Annotated in this window: 21 protein-coding genes; 9 read left to right on the top strand and 12 right to left on the bottom strand. The window is 66.8% G+C overall.

The window, feature by feature from the left end; all coding sequences use genetic code 11:
- Window positions 1–2: 2 nt before the first annotated feature.
- Window positions 3–1,874, bottom strand: a complete 1,872-nt coding sequence (locus Q8S30_RS05295; protein ID WP_305664989.1) for an ABC transporter ATP-binding protein — start codon at window positions 1,872–1,874, stop codon at window positions 3–5.
- Window positions 1,875–2,270: 396 nt separating this feature from the next.
- Here Q8S30_RS05295 and Q8S30_RS05290 point away from each other — a divergent pair, with 396 nt between their 5' ends.
- The 3 genes from Q8S30_RS05290 (at window position 2,271) to Q8S30_RS05280 (ending at window position 6,016) form a co-directional block, all read left to right on the top strand.
- Window positions 2,271–3,977 carry a peptide ABC transporter substrate-binding protein gene (locus tag Q8S30_RS05290; protein WP_305664988.1) on the top strand — a complete coding sequence of 569 codons (1,707 nt, stop codon included), beginning with the start codon at window positions 2,271–2,273 and terminating at the stop codon, window positions 3,975–3,977.
- Between the two features lie 124 nt (window positions 3,978–4,101).
- Window positions 4,102–5,109: an ABC transporter permease gene (locus Q8S30_RS05285; protein WP_305664987.1), complete on the top strand. Its 1,008-nt coding sequence runs from the start codon at window positions 4,102–4,104 to the stop codon at window positions 5,107–5,109.
- A complete protein-coding gene (locus Q8S30_RS05280; protein WP_305664986.1) occupies window positions 5,102–6,016 on the top strand; it encodes an ABC transporter permease in 915 nt (304 codons plus the stop codon). Before Q8S30_RS05285 ends, Q8S30_RS05280 begins: the two co-directional genes overlap by 8 nt.
- A 26-nt stretch (window positions 6,017–6,042) precedes the next feature.
- On the opposite strand, the gene Q8S30_RS05275 is transcribed toward Q8S30_RS05280, so the two are convergent.
- The 4 genes from Q8S30_RS05275 to Q8S30_RS05260 all read right to left on the bottom strand — a co-directional run bounded on the left by Q8S30_RS05275 (window position 6,043) and on the right by Q8S30_RS05260 (window position 11,194).
- On the bottom strand, window positions 6,043–7,326 hold the full coding sequence (locus Q8S30_RS05275) for a DUF3422 family protein (protein ID WP_305664985.1): 1,284 nt from the start codon (window positions 7,324–7,326) through the stop codon (window positions 6,043–6,045).
- Between the two features lie 262 nt (window positions 7,327–7,588).
- The gene (locus Q8S30_RS05270) at window positions 7,589–9,022 is read right to left on the bottom strand and encodes an NAD(P)(+) transhydrogenase (Re/Si-specific) subunit beta (RefSeq protein ID WP_305664984.1); all 1,434 of its coding nucleotides are present in this window, start codon (window positions 9,020–9,022) and stop codon (window positions 7,589–7,591) included.
- A gap of 12 nt (window positions 9,023–9,034) precedes the next feature.
- Complete coding sequence (locus Q8S30_RS05265) at window positions 9,035–10,606, bottom strand: Re/Si-specific NAD(P)(+) transhydrogenase subunit alpha (RefSeq protein WP_305664983.1); 1,572 nt, start codon at window positions 10,604–10,606, stop codon at window positions 9,035–9,037.
- 138 nt (window positions 10,607–10,744) lie between these two features.
- Complete coding sequence (locus tag Q8S30_RS05260) at window positions 10,745–11,194, bottom strand: isoprenylcysteine carboxylmethyltransferase family protein (RefSeq protein ID WP_305664982.1); 450 nt, start codon at window positions 11,192–11,194, stop codon at window positions 10,745–10,747.
- 205 nt (window positions 11,195–11,399) lie between these two features.
- On the opposite strand from Q8S30_RS05260, the gene kynU reads away from it, so the two are divergent.
- Entirely contained in the window at window positions 11,400–12,596 is a 1,197-nt protein-coding gene (gene kynU, locus Q8S30_RS05255) for a kynureninase (RefSeq protein WP_305664981.1), read from the top strand.
- A 103-nt stretch (window positions 12,597–12,699) separates the two neighbouring features.
- Here the strand turns inward: kynU and proS are convergent, their stop codons facing one another.
- Window positions 12,700–14,037 (bottom strand): proline--tRNA ligase, encoded by a 1,338-nt coding sequence (gene proS, locus Q8S30_RS05250; protein WP_305664980.1) that lies wholly within the window; start codon window positions 14,035–14,037, stop codon window positions 12,700–12,702.
- Between the two features lie 191 nt (window positions 14,038–14,228).
- On the opposite strand from proS, the gene Q8S30_RS05245 reads away from it, so the two are divergent.
- From Q8S30_RS05245 to Q8S30_RS05230, 4 genes are all read left to right on the top strand, one after another.
- Window positions 14,229–15,404 carry an AI-2E family transporter gene (locus Q8S30_RS05245; RefSeq protein ID WP_305664979.1) on the top strand — a complete coding sequence of 392 codons (1,176 nt, stop codon included), beginning with the start codon at window positions 14,229–14,231 and terminating at the stop codon, window positions 15,402–15,404.
- On the top strand, window positions 15,404–16,075 hold the full coding sequence (locus tag Q8S30_RS05240) for a DnaA ATPase domain-containing protein (RefSeq protein WP_305664978.1): 672 nt from the start codon (window positions 15,404–15,406) through the stop codon (window positions 16,073–16,075). Before Q8S30_RS05245 ends, Q8S30_RS05240 begins: the two co-directional genes overlap by 1 nt.
- An 85-nt stretch (window positions 16,076–16,160) precedes the next feature.
- Window positions 16,161–18,338, top strand: a complete 2,178-nt coding sequence (locus tag Q8S30_RS05235; protein WP_305664977.1) for an RNA degradosome polyphosphate kinase — start codon at window positions 16,161–16,163, stop codon at window positions 18,336–18,338.
- Between the two features lie 144 nt (window positions 18,339–18,482).
- Entirely contained in the window at window positions 18,483–20,033 is a 1,551-nt protein-coding gene (locus tag Q8S30_RS05230; protein ID WP_305665666.1) for a Ppx/GppA family phosphatase, read from the top strand.
- Window positions 20,034–20,043: 10 nt separating this feature from the next.
- On the opposite strand, the gene Q8S30_RS05225 is transcribed toward Q8S30_RS05230, so the two are convergent.
- The 6 genes from Q8S30_RS05225 to scpA all read right to left on the bottom strand — a co-directional run bounded on the left by Q8S30_RS05225 (window position 20,044) and on the right by scpA (window position 26,098).
- Window positions 20,044–20,451 (bottom strand): hypothetical protein, encoded by a 408-nt coding sequence (locus Q8S30_RS05225; protein ID WP_305664976.1) that lies wholly within the window; start codon window positions 20,449–20,451, stop codon window positions 20,044–20,046.
- Window positions 20,452–20,488: 37 nt separating this feature from the next.
- Window positions 20,489–21,520: an endonuclease/exonuclease/phosphatase family protein gene (locus Q8S30_RS05220; protein WP_305664975.1), complete on the bottom strand. Its 1,032-nt coding sequence runs from the start codon at window positions 21,518–21,520 to the stop codon at window positions 20,489–20,491.
- Between the two features lie 41 nt (window positions 21,521–21,561).
- Complete coding sequence (locus tag Q8S30_RS05215) at window positions 21,562–22,254, bottom strand: TerB family tellurite resistance protein (protein ID WP_305664974.1); 693 nt, start codon at window positions 22,252–22,254, stop codon at window positions 21,562–21,564.
- A 378-nt stretch (window positions 22,255–22,632) separates the two neighbouring features.
- A complete protein-coding gene (locus Q8S30_RS05210; RefSeq protein ID WP_305665665.1) occupies window positions 22,633–23,121 on the bottom strand; it encodes a GNAT family N-acetyltransferase in 489 nt (162 codons plus the stop codon).
- 44 nt (window positions 23,122–23,165) lie between these two features.
- Complete coding sequence (locus Q8S30_RS05205; RefSeq protein ID WP_305664973.1) at window positions 23,166–23,774, bottom strand: VOC family protein; 609 nt, start codon at window positions 23,772–23,774, stop codon at window positions 23,166–23,168.
- Between the two features lie 182 nt (window positions 23,775–23,956).
- Window positions 23,957–26,098, bottom strand: a complete 2,142-nt coding sequence (gene scpA / locus Q8S30_RS05200) for a methylmalonyl-CoA mutase (RefSeq protein ID WP_305664972.1) — start codon at window positions 26,096–26,098, stop codon at window positions 23,957–23,959.
- A 109-nt stretch (window positions 26,099–26,207) separates the two neighbouring features.
- Between scpA and Q8S30_RS05195 the strand changes: the two genes are divergently transcribed.
- Entirely contained in the window at window positions 26,208–26,762 is a 555-nt protein-coding gene (locus Q8S30_RS05195) for a DUF4174 domain-containing protein (RefSeq protein ID WP_305664971.1), read from the top strand.
- Window positions 26,763–26,772: the final 10 nt, after the last annotated feature.

The following is a 26,772-nucleotide window of genomic DNA, read 5'->3' as shown; positions in this document are numbered from 1 at the left end:
CTTCAGCCTTTCAGGACAAAATGGCCCGGCTCGACCTGGTCATAGACCGAGGCAGCGGGAGCGTGATCCACCGGGAAGATCGGCGAGGGGATCGGTTGGTATTGCACCTCGCCGCGCAGCACGCGGCGGCGGGGGTCGGCGATCGGCACCGCCGACAGCAGCGCCTTGGTATAGGGGTGGCTCGGGTTCTCGAACACCGCAGCTCGCGGGCCCATCTCGACGATGCGGCCCAGATACATCACGCCGACATTGTGGCTGACCCGCTCCACCACCGCCATGTCATGGCTGATGAACAGGAACGAGAGGCCAAGGTCGGCCTGCAGCTCCATCATCAGGTTCAGCACCTGCGCCTGCACCGACACGTCCAGCGCGCTCACCGCCTCGTCGGCGATGATCAGCTTGGGGTTCAGCGCCAGCGCCCGGGCAATGGCGATGCGCTGGCGCTGGCCGCCCGACAGCTCATGCGGGAAACGGCGCAGGAAGCTGCGCGGCAGCTCCACCCGGTCGAAGAGCTGCGCCACCCGGTCCTGCAGTTCCGACCCCGAGGCGAGGCCATAGTTGCGGATCGGTTCCGCCACCTGCTCGAACAGGCGCATCTGCGGGTTGAGGCTGGCATAGGGATCCTGGAACACCATCTGCATCTCGCGCCGCGCCCGGCGCAGCCCGCGGTCATCGAGCGCCAGCACATCCTGCCCGTCGAGCCAGACCGAGCCCGAGGTCGGCTCGACCAGCCGCAGGATCGACCGCCCGCAAGAGGATTTACCGCAGCCCGACTCGCCCACAAGGCTGAGGGTCTCGCCCTGCCGGATCTGGAAGCTGACATCCTCGACCGCGTGGACATTGGCGACCAGCCGCCGCAGCAGGCCGCCGCGCACCGGAAAGCGCGTGGTCAGGTGTTTCACATCCAGCAGCACCGGCGCGTCCGAACCATCCGCCCGCATCGCCGCATCATGCTTCAGCGGCGTCATGTCGCCGCCGCTTTGCCGGTCCAGCAGGCGCATGGGTTCGGGCGCGAGCTTGCCGGTCATCTCCCCAAGCCGCGGCACCGCCGCCAGCAACGCCTTGGTATAGGGGTGCTGCGGCGCCTCGAAAATCTCGGTCGCCAGCCCCTCCTCGACCTTCTTGCCCCGGTACATCACCACCACGCGGTCGGCCATCTGCGCCACCACCGCCATGTCATGGGTGATGAACATCACCGCCGTGCCCTTGTCGCGCTTCAGCCGGTCGATCAGCGCCAGGATTTCCGCCTGGATGGTCACGTCCAAAGCAGTCGTCGGCTCATCGCAGATCAGCAGCCGAGGCTCGCAGGCCATCGCCATGGCGATCACCACCCGCTGCCGCATCCCGCCCGACAGCTCATGCGGATATTGCTTCAGCCGCCGCTCGGGCTCGGACATCCGCACCATGCGCAGCAGTTCCAGCGCCCGCGCCTCGGCCTCGGCCCGGCTCATGCCCTTGTGGACGCGCAGTCCCTCGGTCAGCTGCCGGCCGATGGTGAAGACCGGGTTCAGCGAGGTCATCGGTTCCTGAAAGATCATCCCGATCTCATTGCCGCGGATCTGGCGCATCAGGTCCGGCTCGGCATTGGCGAGGTCAACCGCCCCGCCCTTCTCGCGCTGGAACATCAGGCTGCCGCCGGCAATCTCGCCCCCGCCGAACTCCACCAACCGCATCAGCGACAGCGAGGACACCGACTTGCCCGACCCGCTTTCGCCCACCACGCAGACGCATTCGCCGGGGGCGATGTCGAAGCTGACATCCTCGACCCCCAGCACCGTGCCGTCATTGGTCTCGAACTCCACCCGCAGGTTGCGAATCGCCACCAGCGGCGGGCGCGCATCGCCGGGCGCTTCAGAATCGGTCAGATCGAGCATTGTGTGGGCCCCTGTCAGGTGATCCGGAATTGGCCGTCATCGCGGCCTTGCCTGTCACGCTAGCGAGAAGCTGACCAAAAAGTCAAACAGGCGCAGGGGATGACGCGGCGCGAGGGCCCTGTGCGAGGGGAAGCGAGGTCACGATACAAGCCCCTTGCCTTTTTCCGCGGCTTGTATCGAAAATTGCACGATGTCGGGACAGCCCGTCAGGACTGCCAACAACAAGGACAGGCGAGAAAGCCGTGCCACATAAACAGCCGCCCGGTCACAGGTGCCAGACACGCGCAAGGCGTGCCGCCATGACCAGAGCGGCGGTTCGTTTCCCGACCCTGATCCCGACCAAGACGTGACCCCCGACGCGAAAACGCGCGGGCCTATCCCAACAAGGAGAGACCTATGAAATTGATGACGCTTCTACTGGGCGCGGGCGCGACACTCGCCCTCGCACCTGCCGCGATGGCGGAGCGCGGAGCGGATGGTCATGTCAACGTGATCTATTCGCAAGCGCCCTCGATCCTGAACGCCTACCTGTCGTCGGGCACCAAGGATATCGAGGCGGCCAGCCTCGTGATCGAACCCTTGATCCGCTATGACGAGACCGGCGCGATGCTGCCCTGGTTGGTGGAAGAGGTTCCGACGGTCGAGAACGGCGGCGTGTCGGAAGACCTGACCACCATCACCTACAAGATCAAGCCGGGCCTGAAATGGTCTGACGGCACCGATTTCACGGCCGAGGATGTGGTCTTTACCGCCGAATATTGCATGCATCCCGAAGGCGGCTGCGCGCAGCTGGCCAAGTTCGAGGGCGTCGACTCTGTCACCGCGCCCGATCCGCTGACCGTTGTTGTCACCTTCGTGGGGCCCAAGCCTTTCCCCTATGGCCCGTTCTCGGGCGGGCAGTCGCCGATCATCCAGAAGGCGCAATTCGCCGATTGCCTCGGTGCCCGCGCGCCCGAATGCACCGATGCGAACTTCATGCCCATCGGCACCGGCGGCTTCAAGGTCGATGAGTTCCGCCCCAATGACGTGATCACCCTCTCTGCCAATCCCGAATACCGCGATGCGGCCAAGCCCGCCTTCGCCACCATGACCTTCAAGGGCGGCGGCGATGCGGCGGCAGCGGCGCGTTCGGTTCTGGAAACCGGCGAGTTCGACTATGCCTGGAACACCCAGCTCGCCCCCGAGGTGCTGGAAGAGATGCTCAAGGGCGGCAAGGGCACGCTGGTCAATGCCTTCGGCACGCTGGTCGAGCGCATCGAGATCAACATGACCGACCCCTCCCCCAATCTGCCCGAGGGTGAGCGCTCGACCGCAATGCACCCGCACCCGATCTTCTCGGATATCCGCGTGCGCACCGCGATGTCCAAGGCCATTGATCGCCAGCTGCTGTCCGACATCGGCTATGGCGAGGCCGGCCGCCCGACCTGCAACCTGGTCCCGGCCCCGGCGATGTTCGCCTCGACCGACAATACCGGCTGCATCCCGCAAGACATGGAAGGCGCCAAGGCCCTTCTCGATGAGGCCGGCTGGACCGATACCGATGGCGACGGCATCCGCGACAAGGACGGGATGAAGTTCTCGATCGTCTACCAGACCTCGGTCAATGCCGTGCGCCAGGACTTCCAGGCGATCATCAAGCAGTGGTGGGAAGAACTCGGCGTCGAGGTGCAACTGAAAAGCGTCGATGGCTCGGTCTTCTTCGGCGGCGATCCCGGCTCGCCCGACACCTTCCAGAAGTTCTATGCCGATGTCGAAATGTACGCGAACAACTTCGACGGCACCGACCCGGAAAGCTACCTCGCCATGTATACCTGCGACAAGGCCCCCAAGCCGGAAACGCAGTGGCAGGGCGAGAACATCAACCGCTTCTGCGACCCGGCCTATGACGCGCTGGTCGCTGAACTCGGCAAGACCGGTGAGCTGGAAAAACGCGGCGAGATCGCCCGCAAGCTCAACGACATGCTGACCAAGGAGAGCATGGTCATCATCCCGCTGGTCGACCGCGGCCGTCTGTCGGCCCATGCCAACACCCTTGGCGGCGTGGTGCTGAACACCTGGGACAGCGAGCTGTGGAATGCCGCTGACTGGTATCGCATCAAGTAAGGCGGGCCTTCCGGCCTGAACGCGGCGCCCCGGCCTTCGGACCGGGGCGTTCGCGCACATTGCCGCCTCCCCGCCATGCCCATCCGAGACCTCCCCGTGGACCGCTGACCAAAGGCGCCGCCCCATGCTCACCTATACCCTCCGCCGATTGCTGATCGCGATCCCGACGCTGCTGTTCATCTCGCTGATCATCTTCCTGCTGCTCGACCTCGCCCCCGGCGACCCGATGGCGCAAATGCCGCTGACCGTTCCGCCCGAGGTCAAGCAGAAGATGCGCGAGGCGCTTGGCCTCGGCGAGCCGATCCACATCCGCTATGCGCTGTGGCTCAAGCAGTTCTTCATCATCGAGCCGATGCATATTCTCGACGCCATGTTCGGCACCAATCTCGGCGGCGACGCGCAGCGCATCATCTCATGGCAGACCCGCAGCCCGGTTGCCGACATCATCGCGCAGCGCGTCCCGCAGACGCTCTGGGTCGTCGGCCTGGCCTATGTCGTCGGCGTCGCCATCGCGCTGCCCATCGGCATCATCTCCGCCTACAAGCAATACAGCTGGTTCGACCAGATCGGCACCTTCATCTCGATGATCGGCTTTTCGGTGCCGACCTTCTTCACCGGCGTGGTGCTGATCATCATCTTCGCGGTGAACCTGCAATGGTTCCCCTCGATCTACGACACCACCCACAAGGTCACGGGTTGGGACAGCTTCGTCTTCCAGCTGCGGCAGATGGCGATGCCGGTGATGGTGTTGGCGCTCTACAATGCCAGCCAGATCAGCCGCTTCATGCGCGCCTCGATGCTCGACAATCTGCGGCAGGACTATGTGCGCACCGCCCGCGCCAAGGGATTGCGCGAGCGGGTGGTGGTGCTGACCCACGTCCTGCGCAATTCGATGATCCCGGTCGTCACCGTGATCGCGCTTGGCGTGCCCACCATCTTTGGCGGCGCGATCATCACCGAGCAGGTGTTCAAGGTGAACGGGCTCGGTCAGCTGCTGATCACCGCGATCCATGCCAATGACCTGCCGATGGTGCAGACGCTGACCTTCATCTTCGCGATCCTGATCGTGCTCTTCAACCTTGTTGCCGACATCCTCTACGGCATCCTGGACCCGAGGATCCGCTATGACTGATGCTGTAACCGCCACCCCGCCCTCGGAATCGCCCTCCAACCAGTGGCGCGATGTCTGGCGCCAGTTCCGCAGCCATCGCGGTGCGATGCTGGGGCTGATCGTGTTCGCGGCGATCCTCGGCACCGTCCTCCTCGGGCCGCTGATCTGGAGCATGGATGCCACCTTCGTGGACATGCGCGCCCGCAACAAGGGCCCGATGATGGGCCACCCGCTTGGCACCGACCAGTTGGGGCGCGACATGCTGGCCCGGCTGATGGCCGGCGGCAAGGTCTCCATCGCCGTCGGCCTCACCGCGATGTCGCTGTCGATCTTCCTTGGCACGCTGATCGGCATCTCGGCCGGCTTCTTCCGCCGGCTCGACGGCATCTTGATGCGGCTGACCGACCTGTTCCTGGCGCTGCCGCTGCTGCCGCTGCTGCTGGTCATGGTGATGCTGTTCCGCGAGCCGCTGTCCAAGCGCTTCGGGCCTGAAACCGGCATCTTCATCCTGATCGTGGGCGCCATCGGCGTCACCTCCTGGATGCAGACCGCCCGCATCGTCCGCGGCGAGGTTCTGGCGCTGAAGGAACGCGAGTTCGTGCTGGCCGCGCGATCGATCGGGACCTCGCCGTTCAAGATGATCCTGCGCCACATCCTGCCCAACGTGCTCAGCCCGATCATGGTCTCGGCCACGCTCGGCATCGCCAGCGCGATCATCACCGAAAGCGCGCTGTCGTTCCTCGGCCTCGGCTTCCCGCCGGACTTCCCCACCTGGGGGCGGCTGCTGTTCGACGCGGTGGACCAGATCCAGCTCTACCCGATGCGGGTGATCCTGCCGGGCATCGCCATCTCGCTCACGGTGCTCAGCGTCAACTATATCGGCGACGGGCTGCGCGACGCGCTCGACCCGCGCATCCGGGGTCGTTGAGCAAGGGGCCGGCGGAAACGCCGGCCCTAATGCATCGCCTTCCGGATCCGCCGCACCATCAGCCAGACCGCGCCGACCACCAGCGGCACCAGCAGCGCCGTCACCAGCGACTTCTGTAGATGCGCCGCCTCGGCAAAGGGCAGCACCAGATAGCTGGCGAGGCTCACCGCGTAATAGCTGATCGCCACCACCGACAGTCCCTCGACCGTGTGCTGCAACCGCAGCTGAAGATCGGCGCGCCTGTCCATGCTCTCCAGCACCCGCTGGTTCTGCGCGGACCGCTCCACATCCACCCGCGTGCGCAGCAGCTCGCCGGCCCGCGTCGCCCGCTCCGCCATCTGCACCAGCCGCCGCTCGGCTGATTTCACCGTGCGCATGGCCGGGTCATAGCGGCGCATGAAGAACTCGCCAAAGGTCTGCCGCCCCTCGAACCGGGTCTCGCGCAGCACCTCGATCCTTTGCAGCACGATGGCCTCATAGGCCCCGGTTGCGCCGAACCGGAAGCTGTGCTGCATCGCCAGCCCCTCCAGCTCGGCCGAGACCGCCAGCAGCGCGTGCAATGTCTCCTCCGACAGGCGCGCCTCATCGGTCATCCCCACCACCAGCGACGACAGCTGCGGGTCGAGCGCATTCAGCCGCGCCGTCAGCTCCCGCGCCCGCCCCAGCCCCAGCATCGACATGGCGCGGTAGGTCTCCACCTCGCAGAGCCGCTGCACGATCCGCCCCACCCGCCGCGCGCCGGTGCCCGGCTTCACGAAGACCGCAAAGCGCATCTGCCCGGCGGCATCGATACGGAAATCCCCCGCCACGACCGCCGCGCCCTCGATGATCGTCGCGCAGGCAAGGCTCTCGGGCACGAACCACTGGTCCAGCCGCGCGTTGATCTCCGCCGGGTCCTCGGGCAGGAACTCCACCCGGATCGTCACCGCCGCCAGCCGCTTGCCCGGCGCCTCGGCCAGCCAGGCCGCCGGGAACACCTCGGCCAACGCCGGATCGAATGCCCGTTCCGCCAGCCCGGATGAAAACGCCGAATAGGTCACGAACTCGGTATGGCTTTCCCATTTCAGGTCGTGCCGCCCCAGCGTGCTGGAAAAATGCGTGGCTTCCGGCTGCGGATGCACCGCGCCATGCCGGTCGAGCAGCGCCAGCAGATGCGCGCGGTCGGCGCCCCGGTCGCGGTTCGCGGCATCGATGGGCTGCTTGATCGCCAGATACACCGCCTCGCAGGGCGCCTCGAGCGAGGGGAAGGGCCGCGCATGCAGCTCATTGGTCAGCGCATAGCGCAGCGGGTGGTCTTGCAACGGGATCATCATCACTATCGGGCTTGTACGGTTTTCATTCGCGCAAGCTATCCCGCCCCGCAATTTTCCTGCGCAGCAAAATCGCCGCGCCCCCCGGCATCCCCTCGCATACTTGCTTTTGTGCAACGGGGCGAACGGCGCCCCTTCCCCTTCGTTTTGGCAAAAATATCCTCGGGGGGTGAAGGGGGGCAGACAGCCCCCCTTCTTCCGCAGCCCAAAACGCAAAACGCCCCGCAACCGCGGGGCGCCCTGCAACCTCAAAGCCGAGGCTTCAGTCGATCATCGGCAACAGCTGATCCAGCGACTTCTTGGCATCGCCATAGAACATCCGCGTATTGTCCTTGAAGAACAGCGGGTTCTCGATCCCCGAATAGCCGGTTCCCTGACCGCGCTTGGACACGAACACCTGCTTGGCCTTCCACACTTCCAGCACCGGCATCCCGGCGATGGGCGAGTTCGGATCTTCCTGCGCCGCGGGGTTCACGATGTCATTGGACCCGATGACGATCACCACGTCGGTCGAGGGGAAATCCTCGTTGATCTCGTCCATCTCCATCACGATGTCATAGGGCACCTTGGCCTCCGCCAGCAGCACGTTCATATGCCCCGGCAGCCGCCCCGCAACCGGGTGGATGGCAAAGCGCACGGTCTTGCCCGCCGCGCGCAGCTTGCGGGTCAGCTCGCTGACCGATTGCTGCGCCTGCGCCACTGCCATGCCATAGCCCGGCACGATGATGACCGAATCCGCATCATTCAGCGCCGCCGCCACGCCCTCGGCATCGATGGCCACCTGATCGCCGAAGATCTCCATCGCCGGCCCCGAGGTTCCGCCAAAGCCGCCCAGGATCACGCTGACGAAACTGCGGTTCATCGCCTTGCACATGATGTAGCTGAGGATCGCACCCGAAGAGCCGACCAGCGCCCCCACCACGATCAACAGGTCATTGCCCAGGCTGAAGCCGATCGCCGCCGCCGCCCACCCCGAATAGGAGTTCAGCATCGACACCACCACCGGCATGTCGGCCCCGCCGATGCCCATGATCAGATGGTAGCCGATGAAGAAGGCCAGCAGCGTCATCAGGATCAGCGACCAGATGCCCGCATCGTTGAAATAGAGCACCCCCAGCAGCAGCGAGCCAAGCGCCGCACCGGCATTGAGCATATGCCCCCCCGGCAGCTTCTGCGCCGTGGTATTGACCTTGCCCGCCAGCTTGCCGAAGGCGATCACCGAGCCGGTGAAGGTCACCGCGCCGATGAACACGCCCAGGAACACCTCGACCCGCAGGATCGACACCTCGACCGGGGTCTTGTGCGCCAGCACCGCGGCAAAGCCTTCCAGCCCGGCCCGCGCCGCCGGTTCCATCGCCAGCACGCGGCCAAGCTCGATATCGGCGTTGAAGCCGACAAAGACCGCCGCCAGACCGACCAGCGAATGCATCGCCGCCACCAGCTGCGGCATCGCGGTCATCTGCACCCGCTGCGCCACGACCCAGCCGATGGCACCGCCACCGGCAATCATGATCAGCGACAGCAGCCACAGGCCCGAGCCCGGGCCGATCAGCGTCGCCGCCACGGCCAGCGCCATGCCGGCCATGCCATACCACACCGCGCGTTTCGCACTTTCCTGCCCCGACAGCCCGCCAAGCGACAGGATGAACAGGATCGCCGCAACGACATAGGCGGCGGTTGTGAAGCCGTAATCCATTCCCGTGTCTCCTTACGACTTCTGGAACATGGCAAGCATCCGGCGCGTGACCAGGAAACCGCCAAAGATGTTGATGCCCGCCATGAAGATCGCCAGCGCCGCCAGCAAGATCACCAGGAAGTTGCCAGACCCGATCTGCATCAGCGCGCCAAGGATGATGATCGACGAGATGGCATTGGTGATCGCCATCAGCGGCGTGTGCAGCGAATGGCTGACATTCCAGATCACCTGGAAGCCGATGAACACCGCCAGCACGAAGACGATGAAATGCTGCATGAAGCTTGCAGGGGCCACCAGCCCCACCGCCAGCAGCAGCGCGCCGCCCACGGCCAGCAGCGCCACCTGATCGCGGGTCTGCTTCTTGAAGGCCGCGGTCTCTGCCGCGCGCTTCTCCTCATGGGTCAGCTCGCGCACCTTCTCCTTCGGCTTCGCGGCCGCAATCGCCGCGATCTTCGGGGGCGGCGGCGGGAAGGTGATCGCGCCGTCATGGGTCACGGTCGCGCCCCGGATCACGTCATCCTCCATGTTCTGGAAGATCGCGCCATCCTTCTTCGGGGTCAGGTCCGTCATCATGTGGCGGATATTGGTGGAGTAGAGCGTCGAGGCCTGCGCCGCCATCCGGCTGGGGAAGTCGGTATAGCCGACGATGGTCACGCCATTGGGGCTGACGATCTTCTCGTCCGGCACGGTCAGGTCGCAATTGCCACCGCGCTCGGCGGCAAGGTCCACCACCACCGAGCCGGGTTTCATCAGCGCCACCATGTCCTCGGTCCACAGCTTCGGCGCGGGCCGGCCGGGGATCAGGGCGGTGGTGATGACGATGTCCATTTCCGGCGCCAGCTCGCGGAACTTCGCCAGCTGCTTCTCGCGGAACTCAGGGCTCGACGGCGCGGCATAGCCCCCCGTCGCGGCACCGTCCTGCGTGGCTTCGAACTCCAGGAACACGAAGCTCGCGCCCATCGATTCGATCTGTTCGGAAACTTCGGGGCGCACGTCGAAGGCATGGACAATCGCGCCAAGGCTGGTCGCGGTGCCGATCGCGGCAAGCCCGGCAACGCCCGCGCCCACCACCAGCACCTTGGCCGGGGGCACCTTGCCCGCCGCCGTCACCTGCCCGGTGAAGAAGCGGCCGAAATTGCTGCCCGCCTCGATCACCGCGCGGTAGCCGGCGATATTCGCCATCGAGGACAGCGCGTCCATCTTCTGCGCGCGGCTGATCCGCGGCACCATGTCCATGGCGATGACCGTGGCGCCCTGCGCCTTGGCCTGCTCCAGCAGTTCGGCGTTCTGACCCGGATAGAAGAACGAGATCAGCGTCTGGCCGGCGCGCAGCATCTGCACCTCAGCCTCTGTGGGCGGGCGCACCTTGGCGACCACATCCACCGCCGCGAACAGCGCCGCGGCATCTTGCAGCACCGTCACCCCGGCGCCGGCATAGGCCGCGTCCGAAATGCCCGCGCCTTTGCCGGCCCCGGCTTCCACAAAACACTCATGCCCCAGCTTTTGCAGCTGAAGGGCCGAGTCAGGTGTCATCGCAACGCGCGCTTCACCCGGAAAAATCTCTTTCGGTGCCCCGATCTTCACTGTCTCTCCCCCAGTCGCTTGGGCTTTTCAGCCTCGGTGGACCTGAATTGGCCGCGAAGTCATAACATCGCGCAACAAACTATCACAAGCGAAACGCCGCAGTGCAACAACCCGAAATCCGGGCAGGGTGCGTGAAGGTCACAGCCAGCGCCGGGTGCGGGCGGCGTAATCCGTGAAGTCCGGGCCAAAGGCGGCCCGAAGCCGCGCCTCCTCGCCAAAGATGAAGCGCTTCTGGATCACCGCCATGAACAGCGGCAGCAGTGGCACGGCCAGCGGTGCATCCTGCAGCACGATCACCCCTGCCAGCACCAGCGCATCGGCAAGGTAGATCGGATTGCGGCTGACCCGGAAGAGCCCGCCAGTGACCAGCGCCCCCGGCTCCCGGTGCGGAATGATCGTGGTCCGCGCCAGCAGCATCTGCGCCGCCGCCGCGGCCATGAGCACGGCCCCCGCCCCGATCAGCACCGCGCCGACCGTGCCGACCGATGGCCCGAACACCCGTAGCGGCACCGCCCCAAGCGCCCAGGCCAGCGCCGCAAAGCCCGCCAGCCAGATCGGCGGATAGTCGAGGGCTTTTAGTGCTTTCATGCCGCGACTCCGGTTGGCAGTTCACGGGCCAGAGTGGCGCAGCAGGCGGCAGGCGCAAGCGGATTGCGCCCCCCGGGGCCCGTGATCCGTCATGCGCAAATCATGCGCATGGTATCTGCATAGCTTCTGCATGGGTTCCATATCCCGTTCCGCCTTGCCTCCTGCGCGCCCCTGCGGCACCGTCCCCCCACCAACCGGAGGCCCCATGACAACCGATTTCACCGCCACCCGCGCGATGTTCCACCTGCCAGAGGGGATGATCTACCTCGACGGCAACTCGCTCGGCCCCCTGCCCCGCGCCGCCGCCGAACGGGTCGCCCGCACGGTGACGGAGGAGTGGGGCGAGATGCTGATCACCGGCTGGAACCGCGCCGGCTGGATGGACCAGCCCGCCCGCATCGGGGACCGCATCGCCCGGCTGATCGGCGCGCCGGCGGGATCGGTGGTGATGGGCGACACGCTGAGTATCAAGGTTTATCAAGCCCTTGCCTCGGCGCTGGAGCTGAACCCCGCCCGCCGCGTGGTGCTGTCCGATACCGGAAACTTCCCCTCCGACCTGTACATCGCCGAGGGGCTCCTGCGCACCTTGGGCGCGGACTACACCCTCCGCACCGTCGCCCCCGAAGACGTGGCGGATGCCATAGACGACACCACCGCCGTCCTCATGCTCACCGAAGTCGACTACCGCACCGGCCGCCGCCACGACATGGCCGCCCTCACCGCGCTTGCCCATGAAGCGGGCGCCCTGACGCTCTGGGACCTCGCCCATTCCGCCGGCGCCGTCCCCTTGGACCTTGTCGGCGCGGGTGCCGATTTCGCCGTCGGCTGCACCTATAAATACCTCAACTCCGGCCCCGGCGGCCCGGCCTTTATCTATGTTTCAGAACAGCTTGCGGGCCTCGCCCGCCCCGCCCTCTCCGGCTGGCTGGGGCATGAGGCGCCCTTCGCCTTCGACCCCGATTACCGCCCCGGCCGCGGCATCGAACGGATGCGCGTCGGCACCCCGCCCATCCTGCAACTCGCCGCGCTGGAGGCCGCGCTGGACGTCTGGGACATCGCCGATATCCAGGATGTGCGCGCCAAATCCATCGAACTCAGCGAAGCTTTCATCACCGCGGTCGAGGCCGCCTGCCCCACACTCACCCTCGCCAGCCCCCGCGAGGCGCACGAGCGCGGCAGCCAGGTCAGCTTCCACCACCCCGAGGGCTACGCGATCATGCAAGCGCTCATCGCCCGCGGCGTCATCGGCGATTTCCGCGCCCCGGGCATCCTGCGCTTCGGCTTCACTCCGCTCTACATCGGCCTCGATGAGGTGCTCCGCGCCGCCGAGATCCTCGCCGAAGTCATGGCAGGCGACCTCTGGAACCGCCCCGAGTACAAAGCCCGCGCCAGGGTCACCTGACGCGGGCCGAACCCTCTTCCCCATCTTCTTTGCAAAAATATCCCGGGGGGAGTCTGCGCAGCAGACGGGGGGCAGCGCCCCCCCTCTTCTTGCCCGCAAGCCCTTACAGGCCCGCGTAAATCTCCACGACCCGAGCCACCGCGGCCTCCGGGCTCATCTCCTCGCTCACGCCCGTGCGCCGCGAGGTCAGTTCCACGATGTTCGCCGCAAGGCCGCGCGGGCCGACGGTGATGCGCCAGGGCAGCCCGATCAGGTCCATCGTGGCGAATTTCGCCCCCGCCCGCTCGTCGCGGTCATCGTAGAGAGGGTCCAGCCCCTTGGCCTTCAGCGCGCCATAGATCGCCTCGCAGGCGCTGTCGGTCCCCGCGTCGCCCTGCTTGAGGTTGACGATCCCGGCATGGAACGGCGTCACGCCTTCCGGCCAGATGATGCCCTTGTCGTCATGGCTCGCCTCGATGATCGCCCCCAGCAGGCGGCTGACGCCAATGCCATGCGAGCCCATGTGGACCGGTACGCGGCTACCATCCGGGGTGACCACATTCGCCCCCATCGGCTCCGAATACTTGGTGCCGAAATAGAATATCTGCCCCACCTCGATCCCCCGCGCCGACTTGCGCCGCTCTTCGGGGATGGCGTCGAACAGGGCCGCGTCATGCGTCTCGTCCGTGCGGGCATAGAGCGAGGTGAACTCCTCCATCACCGCCTGGCACTGGGCCTTGTCGTCATAGTCGATCTCGCGCGCGCCAAGGCGGATGTCGGTGACGGCAGAGTCATAGAACACCTCCGACTCGCCGGTGGCCGCCAGCACCAGGAATTCATGGGTGTCATCGCCGCCGATGGGGCCGCTGTCGGCCCGCATCGGGATCGCCTGCAGGCCCATCCGCTCATAGGTGCGCAGGTAGCTGACGAGGTGCCGGTTATAGGCGTGCAGCGCGTCTTCCTTGGTCAGGTCGAAGTTGTAGCCGTCCTTCATCAGGAACTCGCGCCCCCGCATCACGCCAAAGCGCGGGCGCATCTCGTCGCGGAACTTCCACTGGATGTGGTAGAGCGTCAGCGGCAGGTCCTTGTAGCTGTTCACATGGCTGCGGAAGATGTCGGTGATCATCTCCTCGTTCGTGGGACCATAGAGCATCTCGCGGTCCTGCCGGTCCTTGATGCGCAGCATTTCCTGGCCGTAATCGTCATAGCGGCCGCTCTCGCGCCACAGGTCCGCGGGTTGCAGCGTCGGCATCAGCAAGGGGATGTGCCCTGCGCGGATCTGCTCCTCATGCACGATCTGCTCGATCCGGCGCAGCACCTTGAACCCCAGCGGAAGCCAGGAATAGATCCCGGCCGCCTGCTGCTTGATCATGCCGGCGCGCAGCATGTAGCGATGCGAGACGATCTGCGCCTCGGCGGGATTTTCCTTGAGAACGGGCAGGAAGTAGCGGGAGAGGCGCATCGGCGGGGACCTGTCGGTATGAGGGGTCGGCAAGAGGGATTGCACATCGTCTATGCGATACGCATCTGTCAGGCAAGCTGAGGCGATTGTCAGGGGCGTCCGCGCGGGCAAGGCGCTTGCGGTGCGGCGCAGGCTGGGCGATGACTTGGATGTGGCCTCCGGCCCGGCAACAACTCGGAAGGATGACGACCATGGCGCTGCCGGTCCGGCAACAGATGAAATACTGGGGCATTGCCGCAGCCGTCTTCCTTGTGGTGCTCTGGGGCCTTGGCAATGTGATCCTGCCCTTCCTCGTGGGCGGCGCGGTGGCCTATTTCATGGACCCGGTCGCCGACCGGCTGGAGCGGACGGGCATGTCGCGCACCGCCGCCACCGCCGTGATCTCCATCGTCGCCGTCGTGGGCTTCATCCTTGCCGCATTGCTGGTGATCCCGACGCTGGTGCGGCAGCTGGCGCAGCTGATCAACACCGCGCCAACGATCCTGGGGCAGCTCCAGACCTTCCTCGAGGCGCGCTTCCCCACGATCATGGACAATGAAAGCGTGCTGCGCGAGACGCTTGGCAGCATCGGCGAGATGATCCGCTCGCGCGGGGGGGAACTGGTGACGACGGTGCTGTCCTCGGCCATGGGCGTCGTGAACTTCGTGGTGTTCATCGTCGTGGTGCCGGTCGTGGCCTTCTACATGCTGCTGGACTGGGACAAGATGATCGCGCGGATCGACGCCTGGCTGCCGCGCGATCATGCGCCCACCATCCGCCGCATCGCGTCCGATATCGACCGGGTGCTGGCGGGCTTCGTGCGCGGGCAGGTGCTGGTCTGTGTGATCCTTGGGGTTTACTACTCGGTGGCGCTGGCGCTGGCGGGGCTGAACTTCGGGCTGGTCGTCGGCGCGATTGCCGGGTTCCTGACCTTCATCCCCTATGTCGGCGCGCTGGTGGGCGGCGGCCTCGCCATCGGCCTCGCGCTGTTCCAGTTCTGGGGCGAGTGGTGGATGATCGCGCTGATCTGGGCGATCTTCCAGTCGGGCCAATTTGTTGAGGGCAATATCCTGACGCCCAAGCTGGTGGGCAGTTCGGTGGGCCTGCACCCGGTCTGGCTGCTCTTCGCGCTGTCGGCCTTCGGCACGCTGTTCGGCTTTGCCGGGATGCTTGTGGCCGTGCCGGTCGCAGCGGCGCTTGGGGTGATCGCGCGGTTCCTGATTTCGCAATACACTGAGAGCAAGCTTTACAATGGCCTCGACAGCGCGCCGGAGCCCGATTTCCGGGTCGAGGTATCGCTGGCCCCCACCGCGCAGCCGCGGCTGGAGCCGGAGACCGGCGCCGTGATCCTGCCGCCGGCTGGCACAACGGGACAGACGGCCCCCTGATGGCGCAGCAACTGGCTTTCGATCTGCCGCCGCGCCGGTCGCTGGGGCGCGGGGATTTCTTCGTGGCCCCCTCGAATGCGCTGGCGCTGGCGCAGATCGACGGCTGGCGCGACTGGCCGCAGCGCAAGCTGGTGCTGGTCGGCCCGGAGGGCTCGGGCAAGACCCATCTCGCCCATGTCTGGGCCGCCGAGACTGGCGCTGAGATCGTGCCCGCCGCCGAGCTGCCGCTGGCGGACGTGCCAGCGCTGGCGGCGACGGGCGCGGTGGCGGTGGAGAATGCCGACCGCATCGCGGGGTATGACGCGGCCGAGGCGGCGCTCTTTCACCTGCACAACCTCGTGCTCGCCGAGGGCGGGCGGCTGCTGATCACCGCCGCCAGCGCCCCCTCGCGCTGGTCGCTGCGCCTGCCCGACCTTGCCAGCCGGATGCAGGGCAGCTCGACCGCCACGCTCGATCCGCCGGGGGATGAGCTGCTGGCTGCGGTTCTGGCCAAGCTCTTTGCCGACCGTCAGGTCGCTGTGCCGCCGGCGCTGATCCCATACCTCGTGTCGCAGATGGACCGCTCGCTGGCCGCCGCGCGCGATCTGGTGGCGCGGCTCGATGCGGAGTCGCTCGCCTCGGGCAAGCCGGTCAGCAAGTCACTGGCCAATGCGCTGATGGCAGCGGTCTGAGCCCGCCACGGCTGGACAGTGGGTGCCGCTTACCCCCATAATGGCCCCCAACAAAAACGCAAAAAGCGCAGCCCGAGCAGCACACATGACCCAAGCCGACTTCCTCAACGCCCCATTCCCGAAGGCGCAGACCATTGCCCCCGCCCGCCGCGATGGGCCGCAGCGGTTCTTCAACCGCGAGCTGAGCTGGCTGGCCTTCAACTGGCGCGTGCTGGACGAGGCGCGCAACCCCCGCGTGCCACTGCTGGAACGGCTGCGCTTCCTGTCGATCTCGGCCACCAACCTGGACGAGTTCTACACCGTGCGCGTCGCCGGCCTGCGCCAGCTGGTGCGCAATGGCGGCAGCCAGCCGTCCGATGACGGGATGACGCCCGCCGAGCAGCTGGTGAAGATCAACGCCGAGGCGCGCCGACTGATGTCGATGCAACAGACGGTCTGGACCAAGCTGCGGCGCGAGAACCAGAAGGCGGGCATCTGCCTGATGACCCGCGCCCGGCTGACGGTGCGCGACCGCGCCTTCCTGCACGAGTTTTTCGTGGGCCGGGTGTTCCCCGTGCTCTCGCCTCTGGCCATCGACCCGGCGCACCCCTTCCCCTTCATCCCCAACACCGGCTTCTGCCTCGCGCTGGAGCTTGAGCGGGTCAGCGACCGCCGCCCGCTGCAGGCGCTGCTGCCGATCCCCCAGCAGATCCCCCGCTTCATCGCCCTGCCCTCGGGGCGCAACGGCGAGGCGCGGTTCCTGCCGCTCGAAGAGCTGCTGCTGCTGCATCTCGACTCGCTGTTCCCCGGCTATGCCGATACCGGCCATTGCGCTTTCCGCGTCCTGCGCGACAGCGACCTCGAGGTCGAGGAAGAGGCCGAGGATCTGGTGCGCGAGTTTGAAACCGCGCTGAAACGCCGCCGCCGCGGCGAGGTGATCCGCCTGAAGATCACCGCCGGGGCCCCCGACACCCTGCGCGCGCTGATCATGGAAGAGCTGGACGTGACCCCCGATGAGGTGGTCGAGGTGAAGGGCCTTCTGGGCATGGCCGACCTCAAGGAACTGGTGCTCGACAGCCGCCGCGACCTGCAATGGCCGCCCTTCGTGCCGCGCATCCCCGAACGGGTGCAGGACCATGAGGGCGACATCTTTGCCGCGATCCGGCAAAAGGACATGCTGCTGCATCACCCCTATGAAACCTTCGACATGGTGATCCGCTTCCTGCAGCAGGCCGCCGCTGACCCCGACGTGCTGGCGATCAAGCAGACGCTCTACCGCACCAGCCGTGACAGCCCCATCGTCAGCGCGCTGTGCGAGGCCGCCGAGGCCGGCAAGTCGGTCACCGCGCTGGTCGAGTTGAAGGCCCGCTTCGACGAGGCCGCGAACATCCGCCAGTCGCGCCGGCTGGAGCGGTCGGGCGCGCATGTCGTCTATGGCTTCGTCAACTACAAGACCCATGCCAAGATCAGCACCGTCGTGCGGCGCGAGGGCGATGCGCTGGTGACCTATACCCATTTCGGCACCGGCAACTACCACCCGATCACCGCGCGGATCTATACCGACCTGTCCTTCTTCACCTGCGATCCGGCGCTTGGGCGCGACGCCACCAAGGTGTTCAACTACCTGTCGGGCTATGTGCAGCCCTCCGGCCTTGAAAACCTGTCGATCTCGCCGATCTCGCTCAAAGCTCGGCTGGTCGAGATGATCGGGCGCGAGGCGGTTCATGCCCACGCCGGCCGCCCGGCCGAGATCTGGGCGAAGATGAACAGCCTGACCGAGCCCGAGGTGATCGACGCGCTTTATGCGGCCAGTCAGGCGGGCGTGCGCATCAACCTGATCCTCCGCGGCATCTGCAGCATCCGCCCCGGTATCGCCGGGCTCAGCGAGAATATCCGGGTGAAATCCATCGTCGGGCGCTTCCTTGAACACAGCCGGATCGTGTGTTTCGGCAATGGCCACGGCCTGCCCTCGGGCAAGGCGCGGGTGTTCATCTCCTCGGCCGACTGGATGGGCCGCAACCTGAACCGCCGGGTGGAGACGCTGGTCGAGATCAAGAACGCCACCGTCAAGGCGCAGATCGTCAACCAGATCATGGCCGCCAATCTTGCGGATGAGGCGCAAAGCTGGATCCTGCAGCCCGATGGCAGCTATGTGCGGCCCCTGCCCGACGGCAAGACCGATTTCTTCAACTGTCACCGCTTCTTCATGGAAAACCCCTCATTGTCCGGCCGCGGCAAGGCCGGCGCGGCGGATGTGCCGCGGCTGGCGCATTCGCTGGATTGAGGCATGAGACGCTTTGCAACCCGGGCGCTGACGCTGGCGTCATCATTGACCTTGCCGCGTCGCGGCGGCACTGTCATGGGCGACTCGGGGGACAAGGCCGCGCCTTGCGGTACCCCTCGCTCGACCGAAACTGGGGAAGAACCGATGGATGGCACGACCGAGGCGCCCGGCGAAGACTGGGGTCCGTTTGGCCGCCCTCTGTTCGAGGATCCATCGGCCCGGGCGCTCAGCCGGGTCGGCGTGGTCGATGTGGGGTCGAACTCTGTCCGCATGGTGGTGTTCGACGGCGCCGCCCGCAGCCCGGCGTATTTCTTCAACGAAAAGGTCATGTGCGGGCTGGGTCAGGGCCTGTCCACCACCGGCCGGCTGAACCCCAAGGGCAGCGAGCGGGCGATGGCCGCGCTCAAGCGCTTCGCGCTGCTGGCCGAGGGCATGAAGATGGCCCCCCTCACCTGCGTCGCCACCGCCGCGGTGCGCGAGGCCGAAGATGGCGCCGAGTTCCAGGCCGAGGTGCTGCGCGAAACCGGGCTGCGCCTGCATGTTATCGACGGCGAGGAAGAGGCGCGGCTTTCCGCGCAGGGCGTGCTTCTGGGCTGGCCCGAGGCCGAGGGGCTGGTCTGCGACATCGGCGGCAGCTCGATGGAGCTGGCCGAGGTGGCGAATGGCAGCATCGGCCGCCGCGTGACCTCGCCGCTGGGGCCGTTCCGCCTGCAGCAGGTCGAGGGCGGGCAGAAGGCATTGAAGGCGCATATCGCGGCGATCATGTCGGGCCTCAAGGCGCAGATCGGCCGCCAGCATGACCGGATCTATCTTGTCGGCGGCAGCTGGCGCGCCATCGCCCGGCTGGATATGGAGCGGCGCTCCTACCCGATGACGGTTCTGCACGAATACCGGATGACGCCCGCCTCGCTGCTGGAAACGGTGGATTGGATCGCCGAGAACGATCTGGCGGTGCTGCGCGCCCGCACCGGCACCTCGGCCGAACGGATGGATCTGGTGCCGCTCGCCTCGCAGGTGCTGGCCGAACTGATCCGCACCTTCCGCCCCAAGGAGCTGGACATCTCCTCCTACGGCATCCGCGAGGGGCTGCTTTACGAACAGATGCCCGACCGCCTGCGCCGCCGCGATCCGCTGATCGAGGCCTGCCGCTTTGCCGAGGCGACACAGGCGCGCCTGCCCGGCTTTGGCCGCCGGCTCTATGATTTCCTGCTGCCGATCTTCGCCAAGGCCCCGCCCGAACGGCTGCGCATCGTCAAGGCCGCCTGCCTGCTGCACGATACCAGCTGGCGCACCCACCCCGACTACCGGGCCGAGGCCTGCTTCGACAACGTCACCCGCGCCAACCTGGGCGGGCTTGGCCACCCGGACCGGATCTTCCTTGGTCTCGCGCTGCTGCACCGCTACAAGAACAGCCGCGCCGGCAGCCGGATGGAGCCGATGTTCGCGCTGCTGCCCCCCGATGACCTGCGCGACGCCGAGATCCTTGGCAAGGCCATGCGCTTTGGCGCCATGTTCTCGATCCAGTCGCCGGACGAGGCGGGCAGCCTGAAGCTCTACCCCAAGAAGAAGCTGCTGGAACTGGTGCTGAACCCGGCGGATGAGGCACTGTTCGGCGAGGTCGCCGCGGCGCGCTTCGCCTCGCTGGCGACCGCGATGGGCGTTACCACCAAGGTGCGCAGCGCCGGCGCGAGCTGACGGGGTCTGGCTAGATTTCGATCTGCTCGCCCGGGCCAAGGTCCGGCAGGCCGGGCTGCGGCATCGGACGCTCCGGGTCACGTTCAGGCCGACGCTCCGGCTCCGGCAGCAGATCCGGCTTGCGGCGCAGCAGGATATCGCCGTTCGGCAGCTTTTCCGGCATGTGGTAATGGTCGATGTCGCCGATCATCCCGGCCAGCTCGCGCATCATCGGCAGCATCGCGCGGAAGCTCGGCTCCATCTCGCGGAACGCCTGCTCCGCCTCGTCCAGCGCCGGGGCCATCTCGTCCATGAACTCGCGCAGCAACCGTTCGGCCCCGCGTTCGAACAGGCCCGGTTCTTCAGGCACCTCCTCGGGCAGGGTCTGCGCGTTCAGAGGCGATGCAAGGAGCAGGGCGAGGGTAAGGGCATATTTCATGGGGCCATCCTACGCCAATCGCCGCGGGCCCGGTAGCTTACAGATCAATGTCCAGCGTCACGGGGTAGTGATCCGACGCGGTCAGCAGGGCCTCGCGCAGCTCTGGCACCTTGTAGATCGCCGGGTCGTCGAACGGGTGCCAGATGCGCCATTTCGGGTGCCGGTTCAGCAAGGAGGGTGAGATCATCACGAAATCCAGCATCGCCGAGAAATACTGCCCCTCGGCATCCAGATAGAACCGCGCCGAGGCCGGGGCCGCCGCGGTGGGATGAGCGCTGCGCAGCCGGGCGTGGGGGTCATGCAAGCGAAGATCGGCGGGCGCATCCTCCCCCAGCACAATCTCCACCCCCGACCGGCCAAACAGCTTCTCGTATTCATCAAGCCCCGGGCCGTCGTTGAAATCCCCCAGCACGACCAGGTTCTCGCAGACGGTCAGATGCTCCACCACCCGCTGCCGCAGCCAGATGCATTCCGCCAGCTGCTTGCGCCGGTTCTGGATCGCCAGCCGCATCACCTGTTCGGGGGTGTTCGCGCCATGCGGAGCCTTGGACTTCACATGCACGCCGATCAACCGCAGGTCAGTCCCCGCCGTGGTTTGCAGTGCCAGCTCCAAGGGAGGCTTCGAAAAGCGCACCGTGTCCAGCGTGGCGTCGATATCGAGGTCGATCCGGTAGCTGCCATCGAAGCGCGGCGCGGCAAAGCCGGTCTCCGGCGCGCCGGTCTCGCCCATCGGGTCATGGCGGGCGGTCAGGCGGTCCGGGTCATAGAGCAGCGCCAGTTCCTGCTGGGTGCCGTTGACAAAGCCGATCACCGCCTTGCGGCAGCGCAGCTCGAACTGCGCGGCGAACCCCTCCAGCATGGCGACCGTGCTGCGGCGGCGGTTGGTATCGGGCGCCTCGACGATCAGCACCGCATCGGCATCCAGCGCGGTGAAGACAATGCCAAGCGCCTCCAGCTGGTCCGCCCGGGTGACATTGTGGCGCGCGGACCAGCCGCCATCGGCCAGCATCCTGCCCTGCGCGTCGAAGAGGTTCGCGAACCATTCGACATTGTAGGTCGCAATCCGCATCTGGCCCCTCCCACCGCGCGATTCGCGCGCAAACCCGACCCTCAGGCGGCGCGCTTGCCGCTGATCTCCTCCCAGGCGCGGTTGATCGCGACCAGCCGCGCCTCGGCCAGCTTCACCGCCTCTGCGGGCAGGCCCCGCGCCACCAGCCTGTCGGGGTGGCTGTCGCGCACCGCCTCGCGCCAGGCGGCCCGCGCCTCGGCCTTGGTCGCGCCGCGGTCGAGCCCAAGCACATCCCAAGGGTCACGTTCCGCCCCCTCGACATGCCGGGCGCGCAGCGAGCGGAAGCAGCGCTCATCGAGCCCGAAGATCCGCGCCACCTCGGCCAGGAAGGCATCTTCTGCCGGATGATAGCCGCCATCCGACACGGCAATGTAAAAGAGGCCCTCCATCAGATCCTTCAGCGCCGGGGCGCCGGGGCCGAACATCCGCGCGATCTTGGCCGCCCAGGCATCGAACCCCGCCACATCCTGCCGCGCGAGGTTGAAGACCCGCGCCGCATGGGCGGTCTCTGATTCGGGGATGGTGAAGACGCGCCGGAACGCCGCGACTTCGTCCCGCGTCACCGCACCATCGGCCTTGGCCATCTTCGCGCCAAGCGCGATCACCGCGATTGTAAAGGCGACGGAGCGTTCGGGGGGCGTCGCGCCACCCCAGAGCCGGTCCAGAACCGCAGACAGCCCTTCACCCTTGGCGAGGGCCGACAGCGCGTCGGAGATGCGGGTCCAGATCGACATGGGGGCATCATAGCCGCAGTGCAGCGCCGTGTCAGCGCGTCACAGGTGTTGGGGGGTGGGGTTGGCGGGAAATATCTGCTCCGAGGTTGGCGAGGACTTCGAGAGCCCTTTCCTCTTGCCCGCAATCAAGGCGCTTCAGCGCTGCCGGGCAGCGCCCGCCTCCCGGCCCGGCCACGGGCCGGGCGTTCTTCGCGGAAATCTTCCACTGGAAGATTTTTTGTCGCTCATCCCCCCTCGGGCGGGCGCTCCTCAACGGTTCCGCCTGGAAATTCGGTGGAGTACGCCGCACCATAAAGTGCCTAGAAAATCCGTTGCAGCGCCCACCCGGCGGACAGGCGCTGCCCTCTGACGGTGCAAGACCGCCAGTACACAACCCCGTCACAGCATCTTCTGCATGATCACCAGATCCAGCCAGCGCCCGAACTTGAACCCAACCTCGGGGATCCGCGCCACCTCGGGGTAGCCGACCGCCGCATGGAAGGCGATCCCGGCGTCATTCTCGGCTGACACGCCTGCGATCATCGAATGCGCGCCGCCCGCCCGGGCATGTTGCTCCACCGCCGCCATCAGCGCGCGCCCCGCGCCCCGCCCCCGCGCCTCGGGCGCTAGGATGATCGTGTGCTCCATCGCGCGGGCATAGCCGTTGCCGCCGCGGAACTGGGCATAGGTGGCAAGGCCGATCACCCGGCCCGCCGCATCCTCGGCCACGAAGAACTCATGCCCGCCGGCCCGGCGCTCGGCAAAGGTCGCCAGCAGGCCGGCCTCGGTCTTCTCATCGCTGGCGAAGGTCACCGTCGTTTCGCGGACGATGGGATTCCAGAACTCCAGAATCGCGGGAATGTCGCCCGGGCACGCCGGGCGCACCATCGGGGCAGAGGCGGGAACGCGGACAGTCTCCGCGGCGGGGGCGGTCATTGCAGCACTTTCACTCCGGCAGGGGTTTCAATCTCGGCACTCATCGCAATGGCGCTGTTCACCACCAGCACCAGCCGCGGATCGGCCAGCGCCAGCAGCGCCGACATCTCGGCCGCCTGCGGATGGCCGATCACCAGCCGCCGCAACCGGCAACCGGCGTCGGGCAGACGCTCAGACGGATGCCCGCCTGCCTGCCACTGGATCAGCGCCGGGAAGCAATCGTCATAGGGCAACGACCCAGAGGCCGGGATCCCCATCCGCCAGCGCAGATCGCCGCGGTCGAGGTCCACCGCCGCCCCTGCCCCCGCCGGAGCCGAGGCGAGCGCCGCCGCCAGATCCCCCGTCCGCGCCACCCAGTTGGTCAGCCGCACAGCGCCGCGGGTATCGAGCCCGAACCAGCGCGGCCAGGCCGGGCGCGGGGCGGCGGGATCGGGGGCGATCACCTCCAGATAGAGGCCGGGCCCCAGCGACAAGAGCCGGTTCCAGGTGCCCATATGCGCATGCCGCCCACCCGGCGCCAGCGCCACGCCAAGCGCCGCCTCGACAGCCGCCACACCCTCCTCAAGCGAGGGCGCGGTCACGGCAAGATGATCCAGTTCGAGCATCGGCAAACCCCTTTCGCGCCAGCATAAATGCGGCATCGGCGACCGCAAGTCCCATGAAGGTTCACGGATGGTCCAAACAGCCGGAGCCGCTGCATCGCGGTAAGCCCGGTCCTCCCCTGAGACCTGCACGAACGCAAAGGGCGCCGCATCAAGCGGCGCCCTTTGTCGGTCCAGCGCCCCAGTTACTTCCGCGCGGCGCGGATCAGCTTGAGGATATCCTTCGCCGCCGAGGGGATGTTGGTCCCGGGCCCGAAGATCGCCTTGACGCCGCGGTCATAGAGATACTGGTAATCCTGCTGCGGGATCACGCCGCCGCAGATGACGAGGATATCCCCCGCCCCCGCCGCCTGCAGCGCCTCGACCAGTTTCGGCGCCAGCGTCTTGTGGCCCGCGGCCTGGCTGGAAATGCCGATCACATGCACGTCGTTATCGACCGCATCCTGCGCCGCTTCTTCGGGCGTCTGGAACAGCGGGCCCACGTCCACGTCAAAGCCGATATCGGCAAAGGCAGTGGCGATCACCTTGGCGCCGCGGTCATGGCCGTCCTGGCCCATCTTCACCACCAGCATCCGCGGGCGGCGGCCCTCTTCCTCGGCAAAGGCCTCCACATCCGCCTGGATCGCGGCAAAGCCCTCGTCGCCGTCATAGGCGGCGCCGTAAACCCCGGCGAGCGTCTTCACCTCGGCGCGGTGGCGGCCAAACACGTTCTCCATCGCCATCGAGATCTCTCCCACGCTCGCCCGCGCCCGGGCGGCCGTCACGGCAGCCTCCAGCAGGTTGCCGCCCTCGCGCGCCCGCCGCTCCACCTCGGCCAGCGCGGCGGTGCAGGCAGCCTCATCGCGGGTCGCCCGGATCGTCGCCAGCCGCGCCACCTGCGACTCGCGCACCGCCACGTTGTCCACATCCAGAATGTCGATCGGGTCTTCCTTGGCCAGGCGATACTTGTTGACCCCGACGATCACATCCTCGCCGCGGTCGATGGCCGCCTGCCGCCGCGCCGCGCTTTCCTCGATGCGCAGCTTGGGCATCCCGGTGGCGACGGCCTTGGTCATGCCGCCCATCTCCTCCACCTCCTCGATCAGCGCCCAGGCCTTCTCGGCCAACTCGGCCGTCAGGCTCTCGACATAGTAGCTGCCCGCCAGCGGATCGACCACATTGGTGATCCCGGTCTCTTCCTGCAAGATCAGCTGGGTGTTCCGCGCGATCCGGGCCGAGAACTCCGTCGGCAGGGCAATCGCCTCATCCAGCGCATTGGTGTGCAGCGACTGGGTGCCGCCAAGCGCCGCCGCCAGCGCCTCATAGGCCGTGCGCACCACGTTGTTATAGGGGTCCGCCTCTTGCAGCGACACGCCCGAGGTCTGGCAATGGGTGCGCAGCATCAGGCTGCCGGGCTTCTTGGCGCCAAACTCGGTCATGATCTTGTGCCACAGCAGCCGCGCCGCCCGAAGCTTCGCCGCCTCCATGAAGAAGTTCATGCCGATGGCGAAGAAGAAGCTCAGCCGCCCGGCAAAGGCATCGACATCCATCCCCCGCGCAATCGCCGCGCGCACATATTCGCGCCCGTCGGCCAGGGTGAAGGCCAGCTCCTGCACCAGGTTCGCGCCCGCCTCCTGCATGTGATAGCCGGAAATGGAGATCGAGTTGAACTTCGGCATCTCGGCGGCGGTATATTCGATGATGTCGGCGATCAGCCGCATCGAGGGTTCGGGCGGATAGATATAGGTGTTCCGCACCATGAACTCTTTCAGGATATCGTTCTGGATCGTGCCCGACAGTTCCGCCCGCGGCACGCCCTGCTCCTCGCCCGTCACGATGAAATTCGCCAGGATCGGGATCACCGCGCCGTTCATCGTCATGGACACGCTGACCTTTTCCAGCGGGATGCCGTCGAACAGGATCTTCATGTCCTCGACACTATCGATCGCCACCCCCGCCTTGCCGACATCGCCCACCACCCGCGGATGGTCGCTGTCATAGCCGCGATGCGTCGCCAGATCGAAGGCCACCGACACGCCCTGCTGGCCTGCCGCCAGCGCCTTGCGGTAGAAGGCGTTCGAGGCCTCGGCGGTCGAGAACCCCGCATACTGACGAATGGTCCAAGGCCGGCCCGCATACATCGTCGCCCGCACGCCCCGGGTGAAGGGCGCGAGGCCCGGCATCGAGTTCAGATGCGGCAGCCCTTCGACATCGGCGGCGGTGTAGAGCGGCTTGACCGCAATCCCCTCCAGCGTGTCCCAGGCAATCGTGTCCGGGTCGCGGCCCTTCAGCTCTTTCGCGGCAAGCTGGCGCCAGGCGTCCAGGTTGGCTTCAGGCTTCTGTGTCATGACATGTCCTCTCTTCCCGGCTCTGCGAACATCTTCAGATGCAAGAACCGCGTTTCAATCCTGTCCATCACGCCCCTGCGCCCCTATATCCAAGGGAACAGGAGGATGGATGACCCTTTATCTCGCACCGCTTGCCGCCTTCGCCCTTGCGCTGCTGGCCCTTCCGGCCGCCGCGCAGGACCAGATTCCCGCGCCCCGCGCCGGCATGATTGCCGCGGATGGCACCGCAGCGCCCGCCGATCCGGCTGCCGAGCCTGCGACAGAAGCGCCCACAGAGGAGCCTGCCGCCGCCGAGGACGACCTCGCCCCACTGCCAGCCGAAGGGCTGAGCGTCGATGACTTCCGCTGGCAAAAGCGGCTGGTGCTGGTCTTCGCCGACAGCCCCGACAACCCGGCCTTCGCCGACCAGATGCAGATGCTGGCCGCCCTGCCGGACGAGCTGGCGATGCGCGACGTCGTCGTGATCTTCGACACCGACCCCGAGGCCAAGACCGAGCTGCGCCAACAGCTTCGCCCCCGCGGCTTCATGCTGGTGCTGATGGACAAGGACGGCCAGATCGCACAGCGCAAGCCCTTCCCCTGGACCGTGCGCGAGATCAGCCGCGCCATCGACAAGATGCCGCTGCGGCAAGAGGAACTGCGCACGCGCCGGCTGACGCCCTAGGCGCGCGCCA

The organism is Frigidibacter sp., from assembly GCF_030695035.1.
Taxonomy (GTDB): Bacteria; Pseudomonadota; Alphaproteobacteria; order Rhodobacterales; family Rhodobacteraceae; genus Frigidibacter.
This window is presented reverse-complemented; position numbering and strand designations above follow the sequence as displayed.